This window comes from Colwellia sp. BRX8-4 (assembly GCF_014077345.1).
GTDB lineage: Bacteria > Pseudomonadota > Gammaproteobacteria > Enterobacterales > Alteromonadaceae > Colwellia_A.
Genome location: NZ_JACGVS010000004.1, coordinates 95,737 through 115,484 on the forward strand (window position 1 = coordinate 95,737; position 19,748 = coordinate 115,484).

Annotated in this window: 18 protein-coding genes; 13 read left to right on the forward strand and 5 right to left on the reverse strand. The window is 37.0% G+C overall.

All coding sequences use genetic code 11. The features are described 5' to 3' along the window. The first annotated feature begins 162 nt into the window (after window positions 1-162). The 3 genes from argR (at window position 163) to H4J56_RS05245 (ending at window position 1,642) form a co-directional block, all read left to right on the forward strand. Window positions 163-633, forward strand: coding sequence for a transcriptional regulator ArgR (argR, locus tag H4J56_RS05235; protein ID WP_070375764.1), 471 nt, complete (start codon window positions 163-165; stop codon window positions 631-633). A 207-nt stretch (window positions 634-840) separates the two neighbouring features. After that, a complete protein-coding gene (locus H4J56_RS05240; protein ID WP_182213717.1) occupies window positions 841-1,326 on the forward strand; it encodes a hypothetical protein in 486 nt (161 codons plus the stop codon). A 1-nt stretch (window position 1,327) separates the two neighbouring features. Then, the gene (locus tag H4J56_RS05245; protein ID WP_182221753.1) at window positions 1,328-1,642 is read left to right on the forward strand and encodes a helix-turn-helix domain-containing protein; all 315 of its coding nucleotides are present in this window, start codon (window positions 1,328-1,330) and stop codon (window positions 1,640-1,642) included. A gap of 51 nt (window positions 1,643-1,693) precedes the next feature. Here H4J56_RS05245 and H4J56_RS05250 read toward each other — a convergent pair whose 3' ends face one another. Continuing rightward, entirely contained in the window at window positions 1,694-2,797 is a 1,104-nt protein-coding gene (locus tag H4J56_RS05250; protein ID WP_182258969.1) for an aldose epimerase family protein, read from the reverse strand. A gap of 252 nt (window positions 2,798-3,049) precedes the next feature. Then, window positions 3,050-3,871 carry an AraC family transcriptional regulator gene (locus H4J56_RS05255; RefSeq protein ID WP_182221754.1) on the reverse strand — a complete coding sequence of 274 codons (822 nt, stop codon included), beginning with the start codon at window positions 3,869-3,871 and terminating at the stop codon, window positions 3,050-3,052. A 163-nt stretch (window positions 3,872-4,034) separates the two neighbouring features. Here H4J56_RS05255 and H4J56_RS05260 point away from each other — a divergent pair, with 163 nt between their 5' ends. From H4J56_RS05260 to H4J56_RS05295, 8 genes are read left to right on the forward strand one after another with little or no spacing between them, the layout of a single operon-like run. Further along, on the forward strand, window positions 4,035-4,520 hold the full coding sequence (locus H4J56_RS05260; protein ID WP_070375769.1) for a YHS domain-containing (seleno)protein: 486 nt from the start codon (window positions 4,035-4,037) through the stop codon (window positions 4,518-4,520). Between the two features lie 27 nt (window positions 4,521-4,547). After that, complete coding sequence (locus tag H4J56_RS05265; RefSeq protein ID WP_182258970.1) at window positions 4,548-4,862, forward strand: co-chaperone YbbN; 315 nt, start codon at window positions 4,548-4,550, stop codon at window positions 4,860-4,862. A 30-nt stretch (window positions 4,863-4,892) separates the two neighbouring features. Further along, entirely contained in the window at window positions 4,893-5,177 is a 285-nt protein-coding gene (locus tag H4J56_RS05270; protein WP_070375771.1) for a DUF2282 domain-containing protein, read from the forward strand. 3 nt (window positions 5,178-5,180) lie between these two features. After that, window positions 5,181-6,059: a DUF692 family multinuclear iron-containing protein gene (locus H4J56_RS05275; RefSeq protein ID WP_259368160.1), complete on the forward strand. Its 879-nt coding sequence runs from the start codon at window positions 5,181-5,183 to the stop codon at window positions 6,057-6,059. Continuing rightward, entirely contained in the window at window positions 6,056-6,883 is an 828-nt protein-coding gene (locus H4J56_RS05280; protein ID WP_182250960.1) for a putative DNA-binding domain-containing protein, read from the forward strand. Before H4J56_RS05275 ends, H4J56_RS05280 begins: the two co-directional genes overlap by 4 nt. 2 nt (window positions 6,884-6,885) lie before the next feature. After that, window positions 6,886-7,368, forward strand: coding sequence for a DoxX family protein (locus H4J56_RS05285; protein ID WP_070375773.1), 483 nt, complete (start codon window positions 6,886-6,888; stop codon window positions 7,366-7,368). A 54-nt stretch (window positions 7,369-7,422) separates the two neighbouring features. Beyond that, on the forward strand, window positions 7,423-8,001 hold the full coding sequence (locus H4J56_RS05290; RefSeq protein ID WP_182213706.1) for a thioredoxin domain-containing protein: 579 nt from the start codon (window positions 7,423-7,425) through the stop codon (window positions 7,999-8,001). A gap of 58 nt (window positions 8,002-8,059) precedes the next feature. After that, the gene (locus H4J56_RS05295) at window positions 8,060-9,265 is read left to right on the forward strand and encodes a bifunctional alpha/beta hydrolase/OsmC family protein (protein WP_182258971.1); all 1,206 of its coding nucleotides are present in this window, start codon (window positions 8,060-8,062) and stop codon (window positions 9,263-9,265) included. A 109-nt stretch (window positions 9,266-9,374) separates the two neighbouring features. On the opposite strand, the gene H4J56_RS05300 is transcribed toward H4J56_RS05295, so the two are convergent. Next, on the reverse strand, window positions 9,375-10,352 hold the full coding sequence (locus H4J56_RS05300) for a C1 family peptidase (protein WP_182230201.1): 978 nt from the start codon (window positions 10,350-10,352) through the stop codon (window positions 9,375-9,377). A 174-nt stretch (window positions 10,353-10,526) separates the two neighbouring features. Between H4J56_RS05300 and H4J56_RS05305 the strand changes: the two genes are divergently transcribed. Next, complete coding sequence (locus H4J56_RS05305) at window positions 10,527-12,482, forward strand: RiPP maturation radical SAM C-methyltransferase (RefSeq protein WP_182258972.1); 1,956 nt, start codon at window positions 10,527-10,529, stop codon at window positions 12,480-12,482. A gap of 88 nt (window positions 12,483-12,570) precedes the next feature. On the opposite strand, the gene H4J56_RS05310 is transcribed toward H4J56_RS05305, so the two are convergent. Continuing rightward, window positions 12,571-13,272 (reverse strand): iron-containing redox enzyme family protein, encoded by a 702-nt coding sequence (locus H4J56_RS05310; protein WP_182258973.1) that lies wholly within the window; start codon window positions 13,270-13,272, stop codon window positions 12,571-12,573. Next, window positions 13,272-13,454: a hypothetical protein gene (locus tag H4J56_RS05315; protein ID WP_182213698.1), complete on the reverse strand. Its 183-nt coding sequence runs from the start codon at window positions 13,452-13,454 to the stop codon at window positions 13,272-13,274. The genes H4J56_RS05310 and H4J56_RS05315 overlap by 1 nt, the downstream gene beginning before the upstream one ends. Before the next feature lie 193 nt (window positions 13,455-13,647). Between H4J56_RS05315 and H4J56_RS05320 the strand changes: the two genes are divergently transcribed. Further along, on the forward strand, window positions 13,648-19,746 hold the full coding sequence (locus H4J56_RS05320) for a response regulator (protein ID WP_182258974.1): 6,099 nt from the start codon (window positions 13,648-13,650) through the stop codon (window positions 19,744-19,746). The last annotated feature ends 2 nt before the right edge of the window (window positions 19,747-19,748 follow it).

A 19,748-nucleotide genomic window follows, 5' to 3' on the forward strand; every position in this document is an offset into this window, starting at 1 on the left:
TTTGTTTTAGGCTAAGGCTTTATTTATGTAGCCTTGTATCCTAAGGTGTTATTTCTTTAGTGAAAATACAAAGTTAACACTACTTTTTATAAATTTGTCTAGGTGAATATAGTGTTAATCGCTTAAAATAAAAAATAATATAACCACTGTACCAGCGAAGATATGATTTCTAGCCGTAAAAAAAATGAAGCAGAATTAGTTTTAGCATTCAAATCCTTATTAAAAGATCAATGCTACGGTTCACAAAGTCAGCTCGCTGAAGCTTTAGATAAGCAAGGTTTTAAAAACATGTCACAAGCGAAAATATCTCGTTTGTTGTCAAAACTTGGCGCAGTTAAAATGCGTAACGCCAATACTGAAGTTGTTTATATTTTACCTGATGAGCTTGCAGTACCTAAATCAAAGCAATCTATTCAGTCAGTTGTGGTCAGTGTTAAGCATAATAATATGCAAATAATTTTGAAAACCGGTATTGGTGGTGCGCCATTGATTTCGAGAATGCTAGACAGTTTAGGTGAACCCGCCGGAATTTTAGGCACATTAGCTGGCGATGATACTATCTTTATTGCCCCGATAGATATTAATAGAATCGATGAAATCACCCAACAAATTAAAGATTTATTAGATGTATAGTTAACTAGGTTGACTTAGCATAAAAGAGGGCAACAATTATGTTGCCCTCTTTTATTTTGTGTTGTTTAATATTTTCAATACGTTAGTTTATGTGACACTGATGTTGTCATATGACATTTAGGGGTACTGTCACCTCAATGACGCAGACGTTATTACCGAAAAAAGTTTTACTGGCCTCACACCAATAAGACTAACTAAGGCAACATCATGGAAAATAATGCAGAAAACACGACAAAGAAAAACTCAGAAAAAAATATACCACCGAATATGACAACGGCTAAACGAGATTTGGAAGGTACGATAAGTTTTCGCAAGGGTTTCAACTATAGCTTTATTGAAGGTGACCATACGGTTTACTTAAATTGCTCAGCGGTTAATGGTAAAGAGCGACTTTATGTTGATGATGTATTAGTCTCTGGAAAATGGTCGTTTAGACGTAAATCAATTCATTATTTTTCTATTGGTGGAGACTCCTATGAAGTTGAATTACATGTTGTTAATATGTTTACCGGTGAAACTCACTGTACGTTAATCAAAAATGATGTCCATGTAAAAACACTTAAAAAAGCACTAAAGAAAAGTCTTCAACTCAGTAAAGATAAACTCTGGTGGTTCATCCCAAGTTGCTTTGTAGCCGGTGCACTTTGTGGTTTTTTAGCCGTTAACGTTTTATTTATGTTGTTTGGTGAATAAGATGGATGTTAATGCCAAAAAAATTAAAGAGCTTCGCACGGCCAATGGCTGGACCCAACAACATTTAGCTGATGCCTGCGCTATTAGCTTAAGAACGGTGCAACGCGTAGAACGTTACGGTAATGCTTCTCAAGATACCGTACTTGGACTCGCGTCGGTTTTTGAAATAGCACAAACTGAGATAGTTTTACTTGAAGCGCTTGATGAAGCGTTTTCAGATGAAGAAGACAATAGTTTTAACCCAAATATGCAAATATTATTTGCGGCGTTATTTGGCGCAATGGCTGGTGCACTCATCATGTTTTTTGTTAAGTAATTACCAGCAGATAAAAAGGATCACCGATCCTTTTTATCTGTGATCTTCATTTTAAAGACAAGAAAAAATCCAGCGAGTCTTACTATAAAAATCTGCTTCAGGGGTCAATAGTACATTGTCGATAGAGCAGCCCTTGTGAAAACTATTAGCGCGTTGGGTTTCTAAACAAAGTGCAGCGCGTGACTGGTAACGGCAATGGTCTTTACCTATTTGGCTACCGTCAATATAATTGGCGGTATATAAAATTAAGCTAGGTTGGTCTGAATAAATACTTAGGCAACGGCCAGAGGATTTTTCGACAGCTTGTGCTGCAAGCACTTGTCCCCCTAAAGACTCTTTATTTAAAAGCCAATAATTGTCATAACCCAAGCCAATTTTTATTTGTTCATCTTCACCGTTAATTTCATCTCCCAAAGTGCGTAGGTCTGCAGCGTTGGTAAAATCATGAACCGTTCCAGCAACGGGGCTTTTTTCACCTGTCGGATAGACACGTTCACACATAGGTAAAAAATGGTTAGCATTAATATAAACTTGATGATCTAAAATATTACCACTGTCATGGCCAGCCAAGTTGAAATAACTGTGTTGCGTTAAATTGACTATAGTAGTTTTATCGGTGTGGGCAAAATATTCAAGGGTGAATTGGTTATCGTCATCTAAAGTATAAATTACTTTAAAAGTAACGGTGCCGGGAAAACCTTCTTCGCCATCGGGGCTAGTATAAGTGAGCACTACACTTGCCGAGCTGTTATTTTGAAATGTATTGGCTTGCCATAATTGCTTGTTAAGGGCTTTTTTTCCTCCATGAAGTTGGCTGTCAGGAGCATTTAAGGTCAGCTGAAAAGTTTCATCAGCAATACTGAAAGTCCCTTGCTCAATTCTACCGGCGTAGCGACCAATAATGGCACCTAGATAATAAGGGTCGTGTTCGTAGCTTTCAATGTTGTCGTAACCTAAAACGATATCAGCAAAAATCCCCTTACTATCTTGGGTGTTAATGGCGGTGATTATGCCGCCAAAGTTAGTGATACTGATCTGAGTCCCACGGTTGTTTTGCAGGGTAAAAAGTTGTGTCGATTCACCACTTGATATTTGACCGAAATCAGCGCTTGTTAGTCGCCTAACGTTACTTTTATTGACTAAATGTTCTTTCACCAAAAATCTCCCTGCATATACCGCTATATTCTCATCAATAGATCATATTGAAGCTAAGTGTTTAAGCAAATAAAAATTGTAATGTTTTTAGTTCGCGGTTTGGCGGTTAAATAAAAATATATCAGTATTGCATAAATTTTTATTTATAATTTATTTTTCAATAGCTGGTTTTATTATTAAAGATAACTTCATTAATAGCAGCCAATTTTGGCTGCGTTGAAAAGGTAAGTCATGTCACATAGTCAAATTAAGTTAGCGTGTTTGTTCAAGCCACTGCTTTGGGGATATTCCCAATTTTTTTCTAAACACCCGTGCTAATGCCGAGCCATTTTCATAACCAACTGCATTAGCCACTAATGCCACAGATTTATCTTGTTTTAATAAGCCTTTAGCCACAACAATACGCCAATCAATTAAATAATCTCCAGGGCTTTGACCAACAGTACATTTAAAAATATCTGCAAATTTTGAACGGGACATCATTGCAAGCTCAGACATTTCTTCTAAGCTCCACTGATGCTGTGGCGCATCATGAACAGCTAATAATACCCTGGAGACTTGAGGGTGGGCTAATCCTGCGAGTAATCCGTGCTGCATAATATTGTTATCGAGTACATGGCGAAGTACATGAATAAGAAAGATATTGGTTAACGAATTAATCATAGGAAGTCGTCCACATCGTTCGTGAAACGCTTCTTCGAATAACCAATCTGCAGTTTGTTTCAGTTTTTCGTCTTCGCCAAGTGTAAAGGACATTCTCGTAGGCAAAGCATTAGCAATGGGATTAGAGGAGCTTTCGTTATAGATGATGTTAGCGCAAACTAATTCAGGAGGATTATGCTCACTACCAATAATACGATGAGCATGAGGTGTTGGGAAAAATAACACGGTCGGTTCATTAATTAATTGAGGTTTACCCCGCTCATCAATCAGCGTTAACTCTCCACTGCGGAGTAAGTGCAAGTGTCCCTGATTTTGCTCGCGATTAAAATTACTAATACCACATAAATTTCCGGTAAAGAAAACCTCAGTATTCATCGAAAAGCGTTGCAAGATGACTGAAAGTTGATCCATTTTATCTCTCTTTATACCTATTCTGGACGATAGGGTTCAAAGTTAGGACTATCTCATTCCTTTTAGGTAATTGAAAGGCCTATATTATCAACCAAGGAAACATCCTTATTAATAAACAAACTTTGAACATGACAGAGTAAAAATTAATTACTGGAGCAACAAAATGAAAATTTCAACATTGATAAAATCTACCTTTGCGACTTCTGCCTTATTAGTTAGCAGTTTAAGTTTTGCAGCGAATATTGAAGTAAATGCCAATGGCAATGATTTAGCGATTAAAGGCTATGATACGGTATCTTATTTTACTAAAGGCTCACCAACGAAAGGCTCAGATCAATTCACTGCAGCTTACAACGGCGCTATTTACCAGTTTTCTACGGCAGATAACCGTGACCTTTTTAAATCTGAGCCAAGTAAATATGCACCACAGTACGGTGGTTTCTGTGCCTTTGGCGTTACGATGAATAAAAAATTTGATACCGATCCGATGGCCTGGCATATCCGTGGTGACAAATTATATTTAAACCTCAATAAAGACGTGCAAAAAAAATGGGTAACAGATATTCCGGGTTATATTGAAACCGCTCAGACTAATTGGACCGATATTAAAGGGTTAACAGAAGCGCAAATTGAAAAAATTTACGACTAATACTCACCCATTAGGTAAGGCTTGATGATGAAAAAACTAACATTAGATGACTCAATTGATGATCTATTATCTCAGCATCAATATTCACTGTTATATTTTACTGCTTCATGGTGTGGACCTTGTAAAACAATGTCTCCTATTGTTGAAGGAGCCTCTGATCTGATGAAAAATAGATTTAACACGATTAAAATTGATGTCGATAGTATGGCAAGTGTAGCTGCTAATTATGGTATACGTAGTGTACCTACGCTGATGTTGGTGAATAATAGTGCAATTATTGACCAGCGTGTAGGTGGCTTACCACAACAACAATTAATACAATGGTTAGAGCAACGGACCTAGTTGCTCATTTAAACAATAATAGGATAAATGATGAATAATAAATTATTAGTAAGTGCAGCACTAGCTGCAGTAATTTCGACAGGTATTGTTGCACCAGCAGAAGCAGCAGATAAGAAAGAAAAATGTTATGGCGTAGCAAAAGCGGCACAAAACGATTGTGCAAATTTAGCGGGTACCCATTCATGTGCCGGTCAGTCAAAGGTTGATAACGATAAAGGTGAATGGAAGCTAGTAACTAAAGGTACTTGCTCAACACTTGGCGGACTATCAAAAGCAGATGCTAAAAAGCTTTATAAAGCAACGAAAGGCGCTTAAATAATGAGTATGTCGGTATTAAACAGTAATGTAATGATAGGCGTTGGTCTAAGGCACCCTCATTTTACCGACATACTAACTCAGCCCAAACAGGTTGATTTTATTGAAGTACATTCGGAGAACTTTTTTGGTCAAGGCGGCGCTGCGTTATCTGTACTTAAACAAGTTAGAGAGAAATACCCAGTCAGTTTGCATTCAACGTCAATGGGGCTTGGCTCTGCACAGAACATTCCGCAGCATTACTTGGATCGTTTGAAAAAATTAACGGAAAATATTGACCCATTTCTTATGTCTGAACATGCCTGTTTTACTTGGGGACAGCAACAAGGGCAAGTTATTCACAGTGGTGATCTGTTACCGATTGCCCATACTCAGCAGACGTTAGCCTCGATGTGTGAACAAGTTGAAAAAGTACAAGATTTTTTAGGGCGAGAACTTATCATTGAAAATGTTTCTGCTTATATAAAGTTTGATGAAAGCCATCTCTCAGAGGCTGAATTTTTAACACAGCTCTATCAACGTACGGGGGCAAAAATATTATTAGATATTAATAATATTGCCGTTAATAGTGTAAATTTTGATAACGGCGATATTCAGCAATCTATAGCTGATTATATTAATGAATTACCCGTGGCGAGTGTGGCACAAATTCACTTAGCCGGTTGTAGCATACCTTTGGTGGGAGAGTTAACCATTGATGATCATGCTTGCCCCGTTTCTGATGAAGTTTGGTTAGGCTATAAAAAAGCGCTAACCCGTTTTGGGGCACTGCCAACACTTATTGAATGGGACAGCGATTTGCCCGAGTGGTCAGTACTGGTTGCTGAAGCTAAAAAAGCGCGTGATATTGCCGATGCGGTATTAGTGAGAAAGAGCACATGAGTGAACAACCTGAAACTGAGCTAAGCATTAATGAACCAGGTAGAAAGGAACCCAATAAAAGTCTCCAGCAAACATTGCTAGACGTTATTTGGAATGAAGGTTCAACCGTTTTAGAACAATGTGGTTTTGACGCTAAAGGTATTACTGTTTATCGACGAAACCTACTGGCTAACGCTCAACGAGCATTGACGATTAGTTTTCCAACAGTATTTGAATTGTTAGATAGTGATATTGGCGAAGACCTAGTTTATCAATTTTTAAGGAGATCGCCACCAGACCAAGGTGACTGGGCTCTATGGGGAGAAAATTTTTCTCACTTTTTAGAAACAACAAAAATAGCTATGATTTATCCTTATATTTCTGATTGTTCTGCTCTAGATTGGCACATTCATTGTGCATTAAATGGTCGTGATCAGACCTTGGTACAAACGTCATTGCAAGTGCTTGGTGAAAGTGAACCTAAGGATATTTTTATTGAATTTAATCAGAATGTGCGCGTGTTGAAAACAGCATTTCCATTAGAAGATATTTTTTATGCACACCATCATGAAGATGAACTTCAACGAAAAATGGCAATGAATAATGCAAGGCAAGCACTATCAGTAAAACCTTTAGAACAATTTGTGATGGTTTACCGTCCTGAATATCAGCCAAAAGTAACAACATTAACTATAAATGAAGGTCTTTTTATCAATGACTTACTGGCTGGTAAATCATTAGAACAAGCCCTTAATGCAGTAAATCATGACAACGAGTTTTCATTTGAACAATGGCTGATTAGTGCTATTGAACGTAACTTAATTTATTATTTTAAAGAGAAATAACCATGGATACTTTACAAAATCTATTCTTACAAACCAGCCTTTTTTATCGTAATGTTGCCAGTAAAATTAGTATGTTAGAACCCGTCGCATTGTTAGCTGCGCGTTTTTATGTTGCTTGGGCCTTTTTTGCCTCTGGACTAACGAAGCTCAGAGATTGGGAGAGTACACTGATGTTATTTGAATATGAATATCAAGTACCTGTATTACCGTTTGAATTAGCCGCTTATTTAGGTACAGGTGCAGAAATTATTTTACCCTTGTTATTAATGGCTGGATTAGCGAGTCGATTTTCTGCTTTAGGTTTGTTTTTTGTTAATATTGTTGCTGTGATAAGTTTAGAAGATATTGCGCCAGTCGCCTATGCTGAACATGTATTATGGGGAGTATTACTCGCATTGGTTGTTATCTTTAATGGTGGGCGCTTTGCATTAGACCGACTTGTTGAAAAACAGTTATTCAATGGCAAAGTTTCAACAGTCTCATAGGTAATTTATTTAGCTATAATCATCAATGATAAGTAATACAGGGAAATATTTGTAATGACTATACCTATTCCTCATCGCCCGAGCGGCTTCCTTCTTGGTGATGCAGCGGCACTCATTACTCTTGATGCTTTTATTGATATTCAATGCCCACATTCTCGCACTATCTGGCCAACGTTACTGGCAGTGTCTGAACATTATAAAGATAAGCCTGTCAGTCTTAGAGTGCATTTAATCACCCTAAGCAATCACCGACAGGCTTGGGATATGAGTTTAGGGCTATTTGCATTAGCACAGGGTGACGCCAGTAAATTTTATGATTTCACAACATTTATATTTGAGCGACAAGCACAATTTTATAATGATAAGTTTTTACATAAGTCTCACTATGATTTAATTCAATTGATAGCCGATTTTTCTGAAGAGCATGCCAGTGTAGACCGCGAAAAATTTATTAACAGCATGAATAATAACGATACTTACATCCAGGCTCGTACTCCTATTCGTTATGCTGCCACCAAGGCTGTATGGGCAACACCAACATTATTTATAAATAATGCTGGTAAAGTACCGTTAGATCACCAATCAAGGTTAACCGACTGGCAAGCGGTTATCGACCCACTGTTGCTTACTTAACGTCATCTACGTATAGCACGTAAGTTAACGCCGTTAATTAACACACCGGAGAGAACCGATGAGAAAAAAAGTAGAATTTCCTAGCCAAGGTCAATATCTAGCAGGTTTGTTAGAAACGCCTGATCAAAAAACTCGAGCCTATGTACTTTTTGCCCACTGTTTTACTTGTGGTAAAGATATAGCGGCAGCATCACGTATTAGTCGATTTTTGGTGCAACATGGTTTTGCCGTTTTTCGTTTTGACTTCACTGGCTTAGGAAATAGTGACGGTGATTTTGCCAATACTAATTTTTCATCCAATACTGAAGATTTACTGTCAGCCGCTCACTTCCTTGAAAAAAATTATCAAGCTCCTCAACTTTTAATAGGTCATAGTCTTGGTGGCGCGGCTGTTTTAGCTATGGCTTCACAACTTCCAAAAGTTAAAGCCGTAGTAACGATTGGTGCCCCATATGAGGTAAGCCATGTTATACATAACTTTGATGCACACCTTGATAAAATTGAACAAAGCGGTTCGGCGAAAGTGAGTTTAGGTTCTCGTGAATTTACAATTAAGAAGCAATTTTTGGATGATTTACGTAATCAAACGACAGAACATATACAACACTTGAATAAAGCTTTATTGGTCTTACACTCTCCGATTGATTTAACCGTAGATATCGCAGATGCAGAGAAAATCTACAAAGCGGCAAAACACCCTAAAAGTTTTGTTAGCCTAGATACCGCTGATCACCTTTTATCCAAATCAATTGATAGTGAATATGTTGCTCAAACAATTTCAGGGTGGGCGAGTCGTTATCTTCCCGCGCCTGAAATCTCGACTGTTAACATTACAAAGGGACATGTTTTGGTTGCTGAGCTTGATCACAAATTTCAGCAGGAAGTTTTTAGTGATAGCCATCACTGGTATGCGGATGAACCGACTCAGTCAGGTGGGAAGAATTCAGGTCCAGATCCCTATGAACATTTACTTGCTGCTCTAGGTACTTGCACGGCAATGACCATCCGTATGTATGCCGACCACAAAAAAATTCCGCTTCAGCACGTTGAAGTTTCTTTATCCCACGAGCGTAATTATTTAAATGATGCAGACAAAGCGTCAGAGCATGATGAAAAGATAGAATCATTACTTCGCAAAGTTCAGTTGTTTGGGCCGTTAAGTGATAATGAAAAAAAACGATTAATGGAAATAGCTGACCGTTGTCCTGTGCATCGAACATTGCACAATAATCCGCAAATATTAACGGTATTGATTGATGGTTAGGCTAATGTATCTAAGTTTATGTACCTAAGTTTATGTACCTAAGTTTATCTACCTAAGATTAATGCCATTAAATGGTCACACCGATGACTCATAACTTGTTACCCAGTAATTAGTCATGAGTCAGGCACCAAAAGCTAAAGGTGTTATCTTGTGTCTCTTCAGGCTGACTTATTTGATTGGTGTTATATTTACCAATAAAAAAATCATAAGGTATATAGCAATAGCCTTTGTCGCCAAATTCTTCACCCCATGAATTTCTAACAATAAAGTGCTGCGCGGCATCATTATATCCAACCGCTAGTAAGGCATGACCACCGAGCCTAATTTCATTTTGGGAAGGCATAGTAAAAATACCACTCGCCGGTGTTAAATAAAAACTTCTCGGTACCATCATGCCAAAAATAACAGGAAAGCCTTTCGACAAAGACATTTTTAGGTCTAGCAAACCGTTATCTAGGGTTAATTTGCAATAACGGTTGATTATATGTTTTTTTGCTTGTGTGAGAGCCTGCATCGAGGGGCTTTGTGAAATAGCAGCATGTAATTCGGTTTCATTGTCTTTTAGTGCTTTTGCTATCGCTGCTGTAATTTCTGCAACGCTGCCTGTCCTAATAATATTTTTAATGCTTTTGGGTAATGTTGTTTCAGGATAAGGCCAAGAGACTTCTGAACAAATGCCGTTTTTAAACAAAGATTTAATTCCGTTACGAATAAAAACAGGGGCATTTAAATCAACTTTACCTTCTATTACGCGCTCATTGTAGTAAATGAACATTTGTGAAGCATCGATATTACTGATGTTCTCATTAATAAAAGGCTGATTATCTTTGACTAAATAAAGTTCAGCCGCTACTGCAATAGCACAGGCTGAACATGAATTAAGTAAGCCTTGGTTAATTATCTCAGAGGTAAGACTCTTGCGTAAATCTACCATAGGGAGAATATCTTCAGCCATTTGCTCTTTTAATTTAATTGGGCAAGTTATATGGCTGTACTGGGGCGATTTGTCACCGTGATGCAGACAAAATTGGTGATCACGATGATCATGGATATCAGGTTGTATGGTTCTTTTATGCAAGGCTTCCATGTCTTTTTTAACTTTATAAACAATAACAATGACTAAAGATACAATATTTGTTTTGTTAGGTCGATAAAAGTGTACAAACTTTGTCTCTTTATACAAAAGAGATTAAAGGAAGCGAAAAATAATTTTAGTTGTTAATATATCGTTTAATTAAATTTAATAAGACTTGTCTCTTTCATGCTTTCAACTATCTACTTGATCAATATGCCGTATTCTTCAATTACTCGGCCTTCTCTAGCACTGGGGCTTATTGAAAATTATATTAATAAATATGGTCACCAAGTAGAAACAATATATGGCAATGTTGAATTCTCGACCAAAATTGGCCTTGAACTTTATGATCAAATAGACAACTCTTTTTTTGAACATCTCATTGGCGAATGGACATTTTCTCGTGGTGCTTTTCCGGACAAAAAACGTGATGATGACGGTTTCTTTGGGCTATTCACTGATTTGACCGACATCATAAAACAGCAACTTTTATCCACTAGAAATAAAGCGGAACAATATATTGCTGAATTAGCTGATCGCATCCTAGCAGACTCACCCAAAGTCGTAGCCTGTACTTCTACCTTCCAACAAAATTGTGCCTCTTTGGCGTTACTACGCATGATCAAAGAAAAAAATAGCAATGTAGTAACAATGCTGGGAGGGGCAAATTGTGAAAGTATTATGGGGCAAACCATCAGTGAGTCTTTTCCGTGGGTTGATTACGTTTTTTCAGGTGAGTGTGACGACGTTATCGGTAAGTTCATTGATAAGCTGATGCGTAATGAATTTATTGGCACGCATAACTTACCGCATGGTTTTATTTGCCAAAAAAATAATGACTTATTGCTCTCACAAAACAAGGTGTCAACCAAGCCACCACGTGGTTATATTGAAGATATGGCTCAGGTAGGTATCCCCATTTACGACAGCTATTTTAGTACGTTAGATCATTTAGATTTAACGGCAAGTATTCATCCGGGGTTGTTAGCTGAAACCTCGAGAGGATGCTGGTGGGGAGCCAAAAAGCATTGCACCTTTTGTGGCTTAAACGGTGTTAGCATGACGCATCGCTCAAAGTCTTCGTCAGCAGTATTAGCTGAATTTGAGGAGCTTCATCAAAAATACAACATTAATAAATTAGAAATTGTTGATAATATTTTGCCGATGGAATACATGAAAACAGTGCTACCTGCATTAAGTAAGGAACAAAAATATAATATTTTTTATGAAACAAAGTCTAACCTGAAAAAAGAGCATGTCGCTCAACTAGCTGATGCTGGGGTAAAATGGATACAACCTGGCTTTGAAAGTTTACACGACGATTTTTTAAAGCTCGTTGCTAAAGGTGCTACAGGTATTCAAAATGTTTCTGCACTTAAATGGAGCTTAAATTTTGGTGTGAGGGTTTCATGGAATTTGTTATGTGGAGCGCCAAATGAAAAAGACCATTGGTATGATGAAATGGCAGAAATACTGCCGCTTATTATGCACTTACAACCACCTTATCATGAATTGATTAAAATACGCTATCCGCGCTTTAGCCCTTATTTTAAAGACCCTAAAAAGTACGGCCTAACGCTTGAACCATTACAAAGTTATCAGTATATTTATCCTTTAACAGAGAATGAACTTGCTAATATCGCCTATTTTTTTGATGAGAAATCAACAAAAGATCAAGCTGTTTTTAGTTTAACTGTTGGTAATGTTCACAATGTAGCGGGTCATAAGTTACTACAAGAGCAAGTTACGCTATGGTCACAGCAGTGGAGTGGTAGCTCAGTACCCTTACTTTATATGAGCGACCAAGGCGAAAATATTGTTGTTATTGACACCCGTAAAGTGGCTACTAACGTTACCCATCAATTATCAGGTTTAACAGCATGTATTTACAGATTATGTGAAGAGCCAGTGTCAAAAAGTCGTTTGATCAGTAAGTTAGCCGAGTTAGCACTCCCTAATGATGACATCAACGTGAATAAAGCATTAGCAATACTGATAAAAAATAAATTGTTGCTATCATTAAGTCACTGTTATTTAGCACTTGCATTAAAAGGGAAAACGCCAAAATTACCCGATGTAAAAGATTATCCTTCAGGATATTTGAATTTAGATAAAGCAGCAAAGGCGGTTGCCATCGAGTGAGTGGATATAAAAAACAGTTACCAAATTATGTGAAAAATAATCAGATAAATACTTTTCTTACCACAAAGAATAATAACGAACCTTGATATTAAGTACTCGTTTTTTGTTGAACGGGTGCTACCCGACAAACATCTTCCATCACTAAAGCGACATAGCGATAAGTCTGAAAAGCACTTAGTTCCATCAATTTATATTGCTCTTGCGTTAATGGTAAAGCGTTTATCGTATCGATAATATCTTGCTTATGATGTGAATCAACTTTGGCATGATGCATTAAACTGTTAAAGCCTGCTGCCGGTAGACCTGAAGTTTCAATTAATGTTTCAACATATTCTACGGTAGGGTGGTTCACCTCTAAACAGGCCAAGTATCCCATAAAGGCAATCGGGTCAGCATGGCGGATCCAGTAATATTGTGAACCAATTAAGGCGGCTAAATTGGTTGAAGGTATTTTATTGATAACAGACACTCTGGGCACCCCAAGTACTTCTAAGTCTTGTAAGCACCACTCGTCGTGATTAAGCTCTTCAGGAATATGTTGTTCCATGTAAGCAATAAGGGGTTTTGATATAGGGTCTTCAGGTCGTAATTTAGCGCAACGAATAACTTCTTTCATCAACTCTGTAGATGTCGTTGATATTTTATAATTTACGATGGCTTGTTCTATACAAACATCAGGGTAACAAGCAAGTTGAGTAAAAGTACTATTTACAGCCCCTGCTCGCATTTTCATTAACAAAAGGTTTGTATTTAAACGTTGATAATGAGTTAACGTATTCTTTTTTTCCATTAAACAATAACGCCAACAGGCTTATCATTGCCTTTGTTCGCACTTTTATGAATAGACTCTAATTGTGCAACTTCTTCTTTTGATAAACTATCGATGGCTTTTAGATGTTCATCACTTAGCTCTGCTTTGTTCACTACTCCAGCGTCATGTAGATGATCTGCGTTACTTTTATTATTAGACATATTTTTATCCTTAGATTAGAGGTATTATTTACCTTACTTTATACCAGTACATTGAAATAAAGCTGCAATAGCATAGTAATTAATTGAATTTCTTGTCAAGTGATAATTTTAATTATAACTTGTTGATGTCAAACTTTATATTTAAGCTACATACCAGCTTACTTGAATCATTATTTATAAAAAGAAGAAACAAATGCGCTGCTTAATTCAATTACTTTCCCTCATCATATTATGTGCTACGTCGCTACACAGCTATGCAGAAAACTCGAAGTATAGTTTTGATCACTTCTCTCGCGACCAAGGGTTATCACAAGCATCAGTGCAAGCTCTTTATCACGATAAACAAGGCTTTATTTGGGCTGGTACTACTGATGGTCTTAATCGCTTTGATGGTTATCAATTTAAAGTGTACCGCAGCAATAGCGATAAACTTGATAGTTTATCTAATAATAATGTTTTATCGATTACCCAAGACAGCAATGAAAATTTATGGTTTGGAACGGTAAACGGTTTAAATAGGTTTAATAAAAGTACCGAGTTATTTACTACGTTTCTACATGACAACAAACAAAATAATAGTTTGAGTAACAATATTGTTCAAACATTAACTGCTGATAAGTTTGGCAGCGTATGGGTAGGCACCAAAAATGGATTAAATAAATTTAATGGCGAAAGTTTTGTTCTATTCTCCCACCAGAGTGAAGAAAATAATGCCTTACGTAACAATATTCAAGTTATTCTCGAAGATAGCAACAATGATTTATGGCTGGGTACTCAAGGTGGACTTAGTTTTTTTGATGTGAAAACTAAGACGCTGAACGCTGTGAAAGTAGAGTTGAAAGAGCAAAGTATCACCAGCCTTTTCGAATATGACGATAATACATTATGGTTAGGCACTGAAAATGGTTTGTATTTATACCACAAGAAAAGTGGTTTGCTTAGTGATCACAACACATTAATTAATGAACTTGCTAGTAGCCATATTACCTCATTTTTATTACAGAATAATAAAGACTTATGGATAACGACTAGGAATAAGGGGCTTTATCGCTATAACCTCATCAGCAAAAATATTGAGCACCTGCAATCAGACAAGAAAAATCCTGATAGCTTAATCGACAATGATATCAGAGCCATTATTAATGATAATGCAAATAACCTATGGATAGGTACATATATCAATGGTATTGATAAATATGACGTATCTAGAGAACAATTTAACCATACAGTACAAGATGTTACAAAAAATAATAACTTACAAGGTGGTGCTTTTTTTCACTTCTTGGAACACTCTACTGATAAATTATTAATTTCAACCTATCAATCAGGGTTAAATGAATATGACAAAACGACAGGCGAATATCATCAATATTTACATGATCCGACCAATAATAATAGCATAGGATCGAATACGGTTACTTGGTTAATCAATGATGAAAAACAAGGTGTTTGGGTGGGTACCGTGGGTGGCGGTTTAAATCTTTTTGATGTTAAAACAAAAGTTTTTACGCGCTTTATGCATAATCCTGATGATCCAAACAGTATTAGCCATAATAAAATACTACCTATTTTTCAAGAGAATGAGCATACTTTATGGATAGGTACTTGGGGGGGCGGTCTCAATAAATTTGATACGCGCACTAAAAAGTTTACTCGCTTTATGCACGATCCTAACAATATAAATTCTTTGTCAGGAAATAATATATGGGCGATACATAAAGACGATAAAGGCTTTCTTTGGCTCGGCACCATGTTTAGTGGCTTGAATAAGTTTGATCCTAAAACGAATACTTTTACGCACTTTAAGCACGACCCCAAAAATGACAATAGCCTTAGTAATCAATTTGTTGATGCAATTCATCAAACGAGTGACGGTATTTTATGGTTGGGGACTTCAAATGGTTTAAATAAATTTGACCCATTAACAGAAAAGTTCACCCATTATAAAGAAAAACATGGTCTTGCCAGTTCTACTATTTATGGCATCTTAGAAGATGAACAAGGTCACTTATGGTTGAGTACGACTAATGGCTTGTCACACTTTAATCCAGAAACAGAAAATTTTAAAAACTATGATGTTACCGATGGACTTCAATCAAAGGAGTTTGCCACACTTTCATATTATAAAAGCAAATCGGGTGAGTTGTTTTTTGGTGGTGTTAATGGTTATAACCATTTTTATCCACAAGATATTAAAGACGACACCAGATTACCCAACATTGTCCTAACCAATTTTTTGGTACATAACGAAACGGTTAAAGTGGGCTCATATGAAGAAAGTGGCAATAAAACTGAACAGCCATTTATGCTTGATGCCGTCATCAATGAATTAACACAACTAACATTAACTCACCTTGAAAAACTGATCACTTTTGAATTTTCAGCTCTCCACTTTTCTGAGCCAATGAGTAATAAATATGCTTACACACTTGAAGGCTTTGATGAAAAATGGGTTTATACCGATGCAAAAAATCGCCGAGCCACTTACACCAATTTACCCGCAGGCGATTATGTCTTTCGGGTAAAAGCCAGTAATGGTGACGGCTACTGGAACGAACAAGGGAAGTCATTAAACGTTACGGTATTACCAGCGCCATGGCTTTCTTGGTGGGCGTTTACTTTTTATTTTATTGTCGGTATTGGCGCGCTAATCTCTTATATATATCGTTTGAATTACCAACGTTTAAAAGAGCAAGCCATTAATTTACGTTTAACCCGTGTTGATAAATTAAAAGATGAATTTTTAGCTAATACTTCCCATGAGTTACGTACTCCTTTAAACGGTATTATTGGTTTAGCCGAGTCATTAATTGACGGTGTTGCTGGGCAGTTGCCGGAAAAAGCGAATCATGACCTATCCATGGTGGTGGCAAGTGGTCGACGGTTATCAAACTTAGTGAATGATATCTTAGATTTTTCAAAATTAAAAAATCATGGTTTACAAATACAGACCTCTGCAATTGATATTAATAGTATGGTTGATGTGGTCTTTACTTTATCTCGAGCCACATTAAAAACAAAAGACATTGAACTAATTAATAATATTGCTAAAGATTTCCCTGCGGTCAAAGCTGATGAGGACCGTTTGCAGCAAATTCTTTTTAATTTAGTTGGCAATGCCATTAAGTTTACCCCATCAGGTACAGTGACTATTTCTGCGCAATTAGTGGGCAATAGCCGTACTGATGAACAGCAATTTGTTTGTATTGATATCAGTGATACTGGGATTGGGATTGCAACAGAAAATTTGGCGACTATTTTTAAATCATTTGAACAAGTTACGGGTAACGAGACGCGTGCCGCAAGTGGCACAGGTTTAGGCTTAGCGGTTTCTAAACAGCTTGTTGAGTTACATGGCGGTACTATAACGGTAAGCTCGACACAGAATAAAGGCAGCATATTTAGCTTCACGCTTCCGATTTACGATATAAGTGATAGTGAATTAAGTGAACTTATCGCCGTGGGGGATGTAAACCATGAGCAAACTAAGCAACAGTTATCACGATTACAGGCCCTAGATGACACTATTGACTACTTTCCTGTTGATATTTTATCACCGAAAAATAGTACGACCAATAAGGAGAATAATGATTTTCGAGTATTAATCGTTGATGACGATCCGATTAACCGTCAAGTCTTAAATAACTATTTATTGCCACTGGATTATCAGCTTTTTCAAGCCCACGGTGGTGAGCAAGCTTTAGCGCTTATTGAACAAGCGAGTGAAGGCTTGTTGGCGGGGGAACGTCCGTTTGATTTAATTTTACTTGATATTATGATGCCAAAAATTTCAGGTTATGAAGTCTGTCGAAAACTTCGAGAAAAATATTCAGTTAATGAGTTACCGGTGATCTTTTTAACGGCTAAAAATCAAGTCGTTGACTTAGTTGAAAGTTTTTCTGCTGGCGGTAATGATTATTTAACTAAACCTATCTCAAAATACGAACTATTATCGCGTGTTGAAACGCATTTAACCTTGCTAGATATTAACCGCAGTTTAGAGACGAAAGTCGCTGAGCGTACCGTTGAACTCGAATATGCGATGCAAGCAAAAGGTGAGTTTTTGGCTAAAATGAGTCATGAAATTCGCACACCGATGAATGCTATTATCGGTTTAGGTTATTTAACGCTGAAAACGGATTTAAATCCCCATCAAAAAGACTTAATTAGCAAAACCCAAGACGCTTCTCAAGCGCTTTTAGGGCTAATTAACGATATTCTAGATTTCTCCAAAATTGAAGCCGGTAAAATGTCAGTAGAGTCGGTAACAATGAATATGGGTGGCTTAATTAAGAAAACCAATAATATTTGTGCGTTGCGTGCTCATGCTAAAGATTTAGAGCTTATTGTTAAAGTACATAGTGATGTGCCAAAGCATATCAAGTCTGATCCGGTTCGCCTGCAGCAAATTTTAGTTAACTTAGTGAGTAATGCTATTAAGTTTACCGAACAAGGACATATCCTTATTGAAGTCGGTCTGGCTAAACAGTCATTAATGGCTGATGATAGTAATCAGCTTACGCTTGAATTTAGTGTGAGTGATACAGGTATCGGTCTCGAACAATCAACAATGAATAACCTCTTTCAGTCGTTCACCCAAGCAGACAGTTCAATTACCCGAAAATTTGGTGGCACAGGTTTAGGCTTATCCATTTGTAAAGAGTTAAGTGGTTTGATGGGTGGTGAGATTTGGGTTGAGAGTACGTTAGGAAAAGGCAGTAAATTTAGCTTTAATATTGTCTGTGAAAAAAGCGATTTACCGGGCAATGAGCTGATAAATATTGACGCTATTAAAGGACTTAATATTTTAGTGGTGGATGATAATGAGCTTTGCTTGAATGTTATTACTGAGTTGTTACAAGAGTTTCATTGTGAAATTACCGCCGTAGCCAGCGCAGAAACAGCATTAGCATTGTTAGCAACGGCAAAAAGTAATCATAAATCTTATGACTTGGTTATTACTGATTGGCGTATGCCCAAAATGGATGGTATTGCTTTTGCTAAAGCGATACAAGATGATAAAAATCAATATAACGTTCGAGCAGTGTTAATGGTGACGGCATTTGATAAAAGTGATGCCATGCCGTTAGCACATTCATCGGGTATTGATGGCTTCTTAGAGAAACCTGTTAATGCCAGCTTGCTATTAGAGGCGATGATGGATGTATTGAAAATCTCCCCTGATGAAGACTTTTACAGCATAAAAAATGCAAGTTTAATGGATTTTTCAACAACCGACATATTATTAGTTGAAGATAATGAGTTAAACCAACAGGTTGTTTTAGGGTTTTTAGAAGATACCCAAGCGAATGTTGATGTTGCAGAAAATGGCCTTGTCGCTTTAGAGAAATTAGCCAATAAAAGTTATGACTTAGTTTTGATGGACATTCAAATGCCTGAAATGGATGGGGTAACGGCCACACAAGAAATTAGAAAACAAGCCCAATTTAAAAAGCTGCCTATTATTGCCATGACAGCTCACGCGATGCCAGATGAGCTCAATAAATGTTTGGCAGCCGGTATGAATGAATATTTTACTAAACCGATTGACCCTAACGCGTTATTTAGTTTAATGGCAAAATACTTAAGTGATAAAATTAATGCCGTGGTAAACAAATCTGTCGATATTAAAGAGCAAAATATTGATATTACTGAGTTGATTTCGGATAACCCCGAAAAAACATTAATGGATCGCATTGCACAACTGAGTTGCTTAAACAGTGCGAAAGCCTTGCAGGCGATGGGTGGCAGACAGCATATTTATCAAAAACTCGTTATCGACTTTCATAAAAGTACCCTAAAAATTCCTCAAAAAATAGAGCAAGCTTACCAAGATAAAGACGTTGAAAGTTTATATCGCATGGTTCATTCTTTGAAATCTAATGCCGCTTACATTGGTGCCTTCTGTTTAGCTGAGTTATCAGCAGAGCTAGAAGGAAAAATAAAAGAGCAACCTGAGAACTGTTTATCACTCATGAGACAACTGATAACAGAACACCAGAAGATATTATCAGCCTTAGCGACCTTGACTAATAGCAATACAGATTTATTAAGTGATGAGCCTAAAAAGGCCATTAACAAAGAGTTACTACTCGTACTGTTAAATTCTATTGTCGACTTACTTAAAAAAGAAGATGCAGAAGTCGAAGACTTATTACCGCAGTTACTCGAATATACCCGAGGAAGTGATCTCGTTGAACTTGTTGATAATATTGTCGAATTAGTTGAAGATATCGAATACGCTAGCGCATTAAACCGTATCGAAGCATTAAGGAATAAACTTGTCTATTAGTC

Bases quoted from the DNA above. Each gene is read 5' to 3' on its own strand.
- argR (WP_070375764.1), top strand. From the start codon at position 163: ATGATTTCTAGCCGTAAAAAAAATGAAGCAGAATTAGTTTTAGCATTC.
- H4J56_RS05240 (WP_182213717.1), top strand. From the start codon at position 841: ATGGAAAATAATGCAGAAAACACGACAAAGAAAAACTCAGAAAAAAAT.
- H4J56_RS05245 (WP_182221753.1), top strand. From the start codon at position 1,328: ATGGATGTTAATGCCAAAAAAATTAAAGAGCTTCGCACGGCCAATGGC.
- H4J56_RS05255 (WP_182221754.1), bottom strand. From the start codon at position 3,871: ATGGATCAACTTTCAGTCATCTTGCAACGCTTTTCGATGAATACTGAG.
- H4J56_RS05260 (WP_070375769.1), top strand. From the start codon at position 4,035: ATGAAAATTTCAACATTGATAAAATCTACCTTTGCGACTTCTGCCTTA.
- H4J56_RS05265 (WP_182258970.1), top strand. From the start codon at position 4,548: ATGAAAAAACTAACATTAGATGACTCAATTGATGATCTATTATCTCAG.
- H4J56_RS05270 (WP_070375771.1), top strand. From the start codon at position 4,893: ATGAATAATAAATTATTAGTAAGTGCAGCACTAGCTGCAGTAATTTCG.
- H4J56_RS05275 (WP_259368160.1), top strand. From the start codon at position 5,181: ATGAGTATGTCGGTATTAAACAGTAATGTAATGATAGGCGTTGGTCTA.
- H4J56_RS05280 (WP_182250960.1), top strand. From the start codon at position 6,056: ATGAGTGAACAACCTGAAACTGAGCTAAGCATTAATGAACCAGGTAGA.
- H4J56_RS05285 (WP_070375773.1), top strand. From the start codon at position 6,886: ATGGATACTTTACAAAATCTATTCTTACAAACCAGCCTTTTTTATCGT.
- H4J56_RS05290 (WP_182213706.1), top strand. From the start codon at position 7,423: ATGACTATACCTATTCCTCATCGCCCGAGCGGCTTCCTTCTTGGTGAT.
- H4J56_RS05295 (WP_182258971.1), top strand. From the start codon at position 8,060: ATGAGAAAAAAAGTAGAATTTCCTAGCCAAGGTCAATATCTAGCAGGT.
- H4J56_RS05300 (WP_182230201.1), bottom strand. From the start codon at position 10,352: ATGGAAGCCTTGCATAAAAGAACCATACAACCTGATATCCATGATCAT.
- H4J56_RS05305 (WP_182258972.1), top strand. From the start codon at position 10,527: ATGCTTTCAACTATCTACTTGATCAATATGCCGTATTCTTCAATTACT.
- H4J56_RS05310 (WP_182258973.1), bottom strand. From the start codon at position 13,272: ATGGAAAAAAAGAATACGTTAACTCATTATCAACGTTTAAATACAAAC.
- H4J56_RS05315 (WP_182213698.1), bottom strand. From the start codon at position 13,454: ATGTCTAATAATAAAAGTAACGCAGATCATCTACATGACGCTGGAGTA.
- H4J56_RS05320 (WP_182258974.1), top strand. From the start codon at position 13,648: ATGCGCTGCTTAATTCAATTACTTTCCCTCATCATATTATGTGCTACG.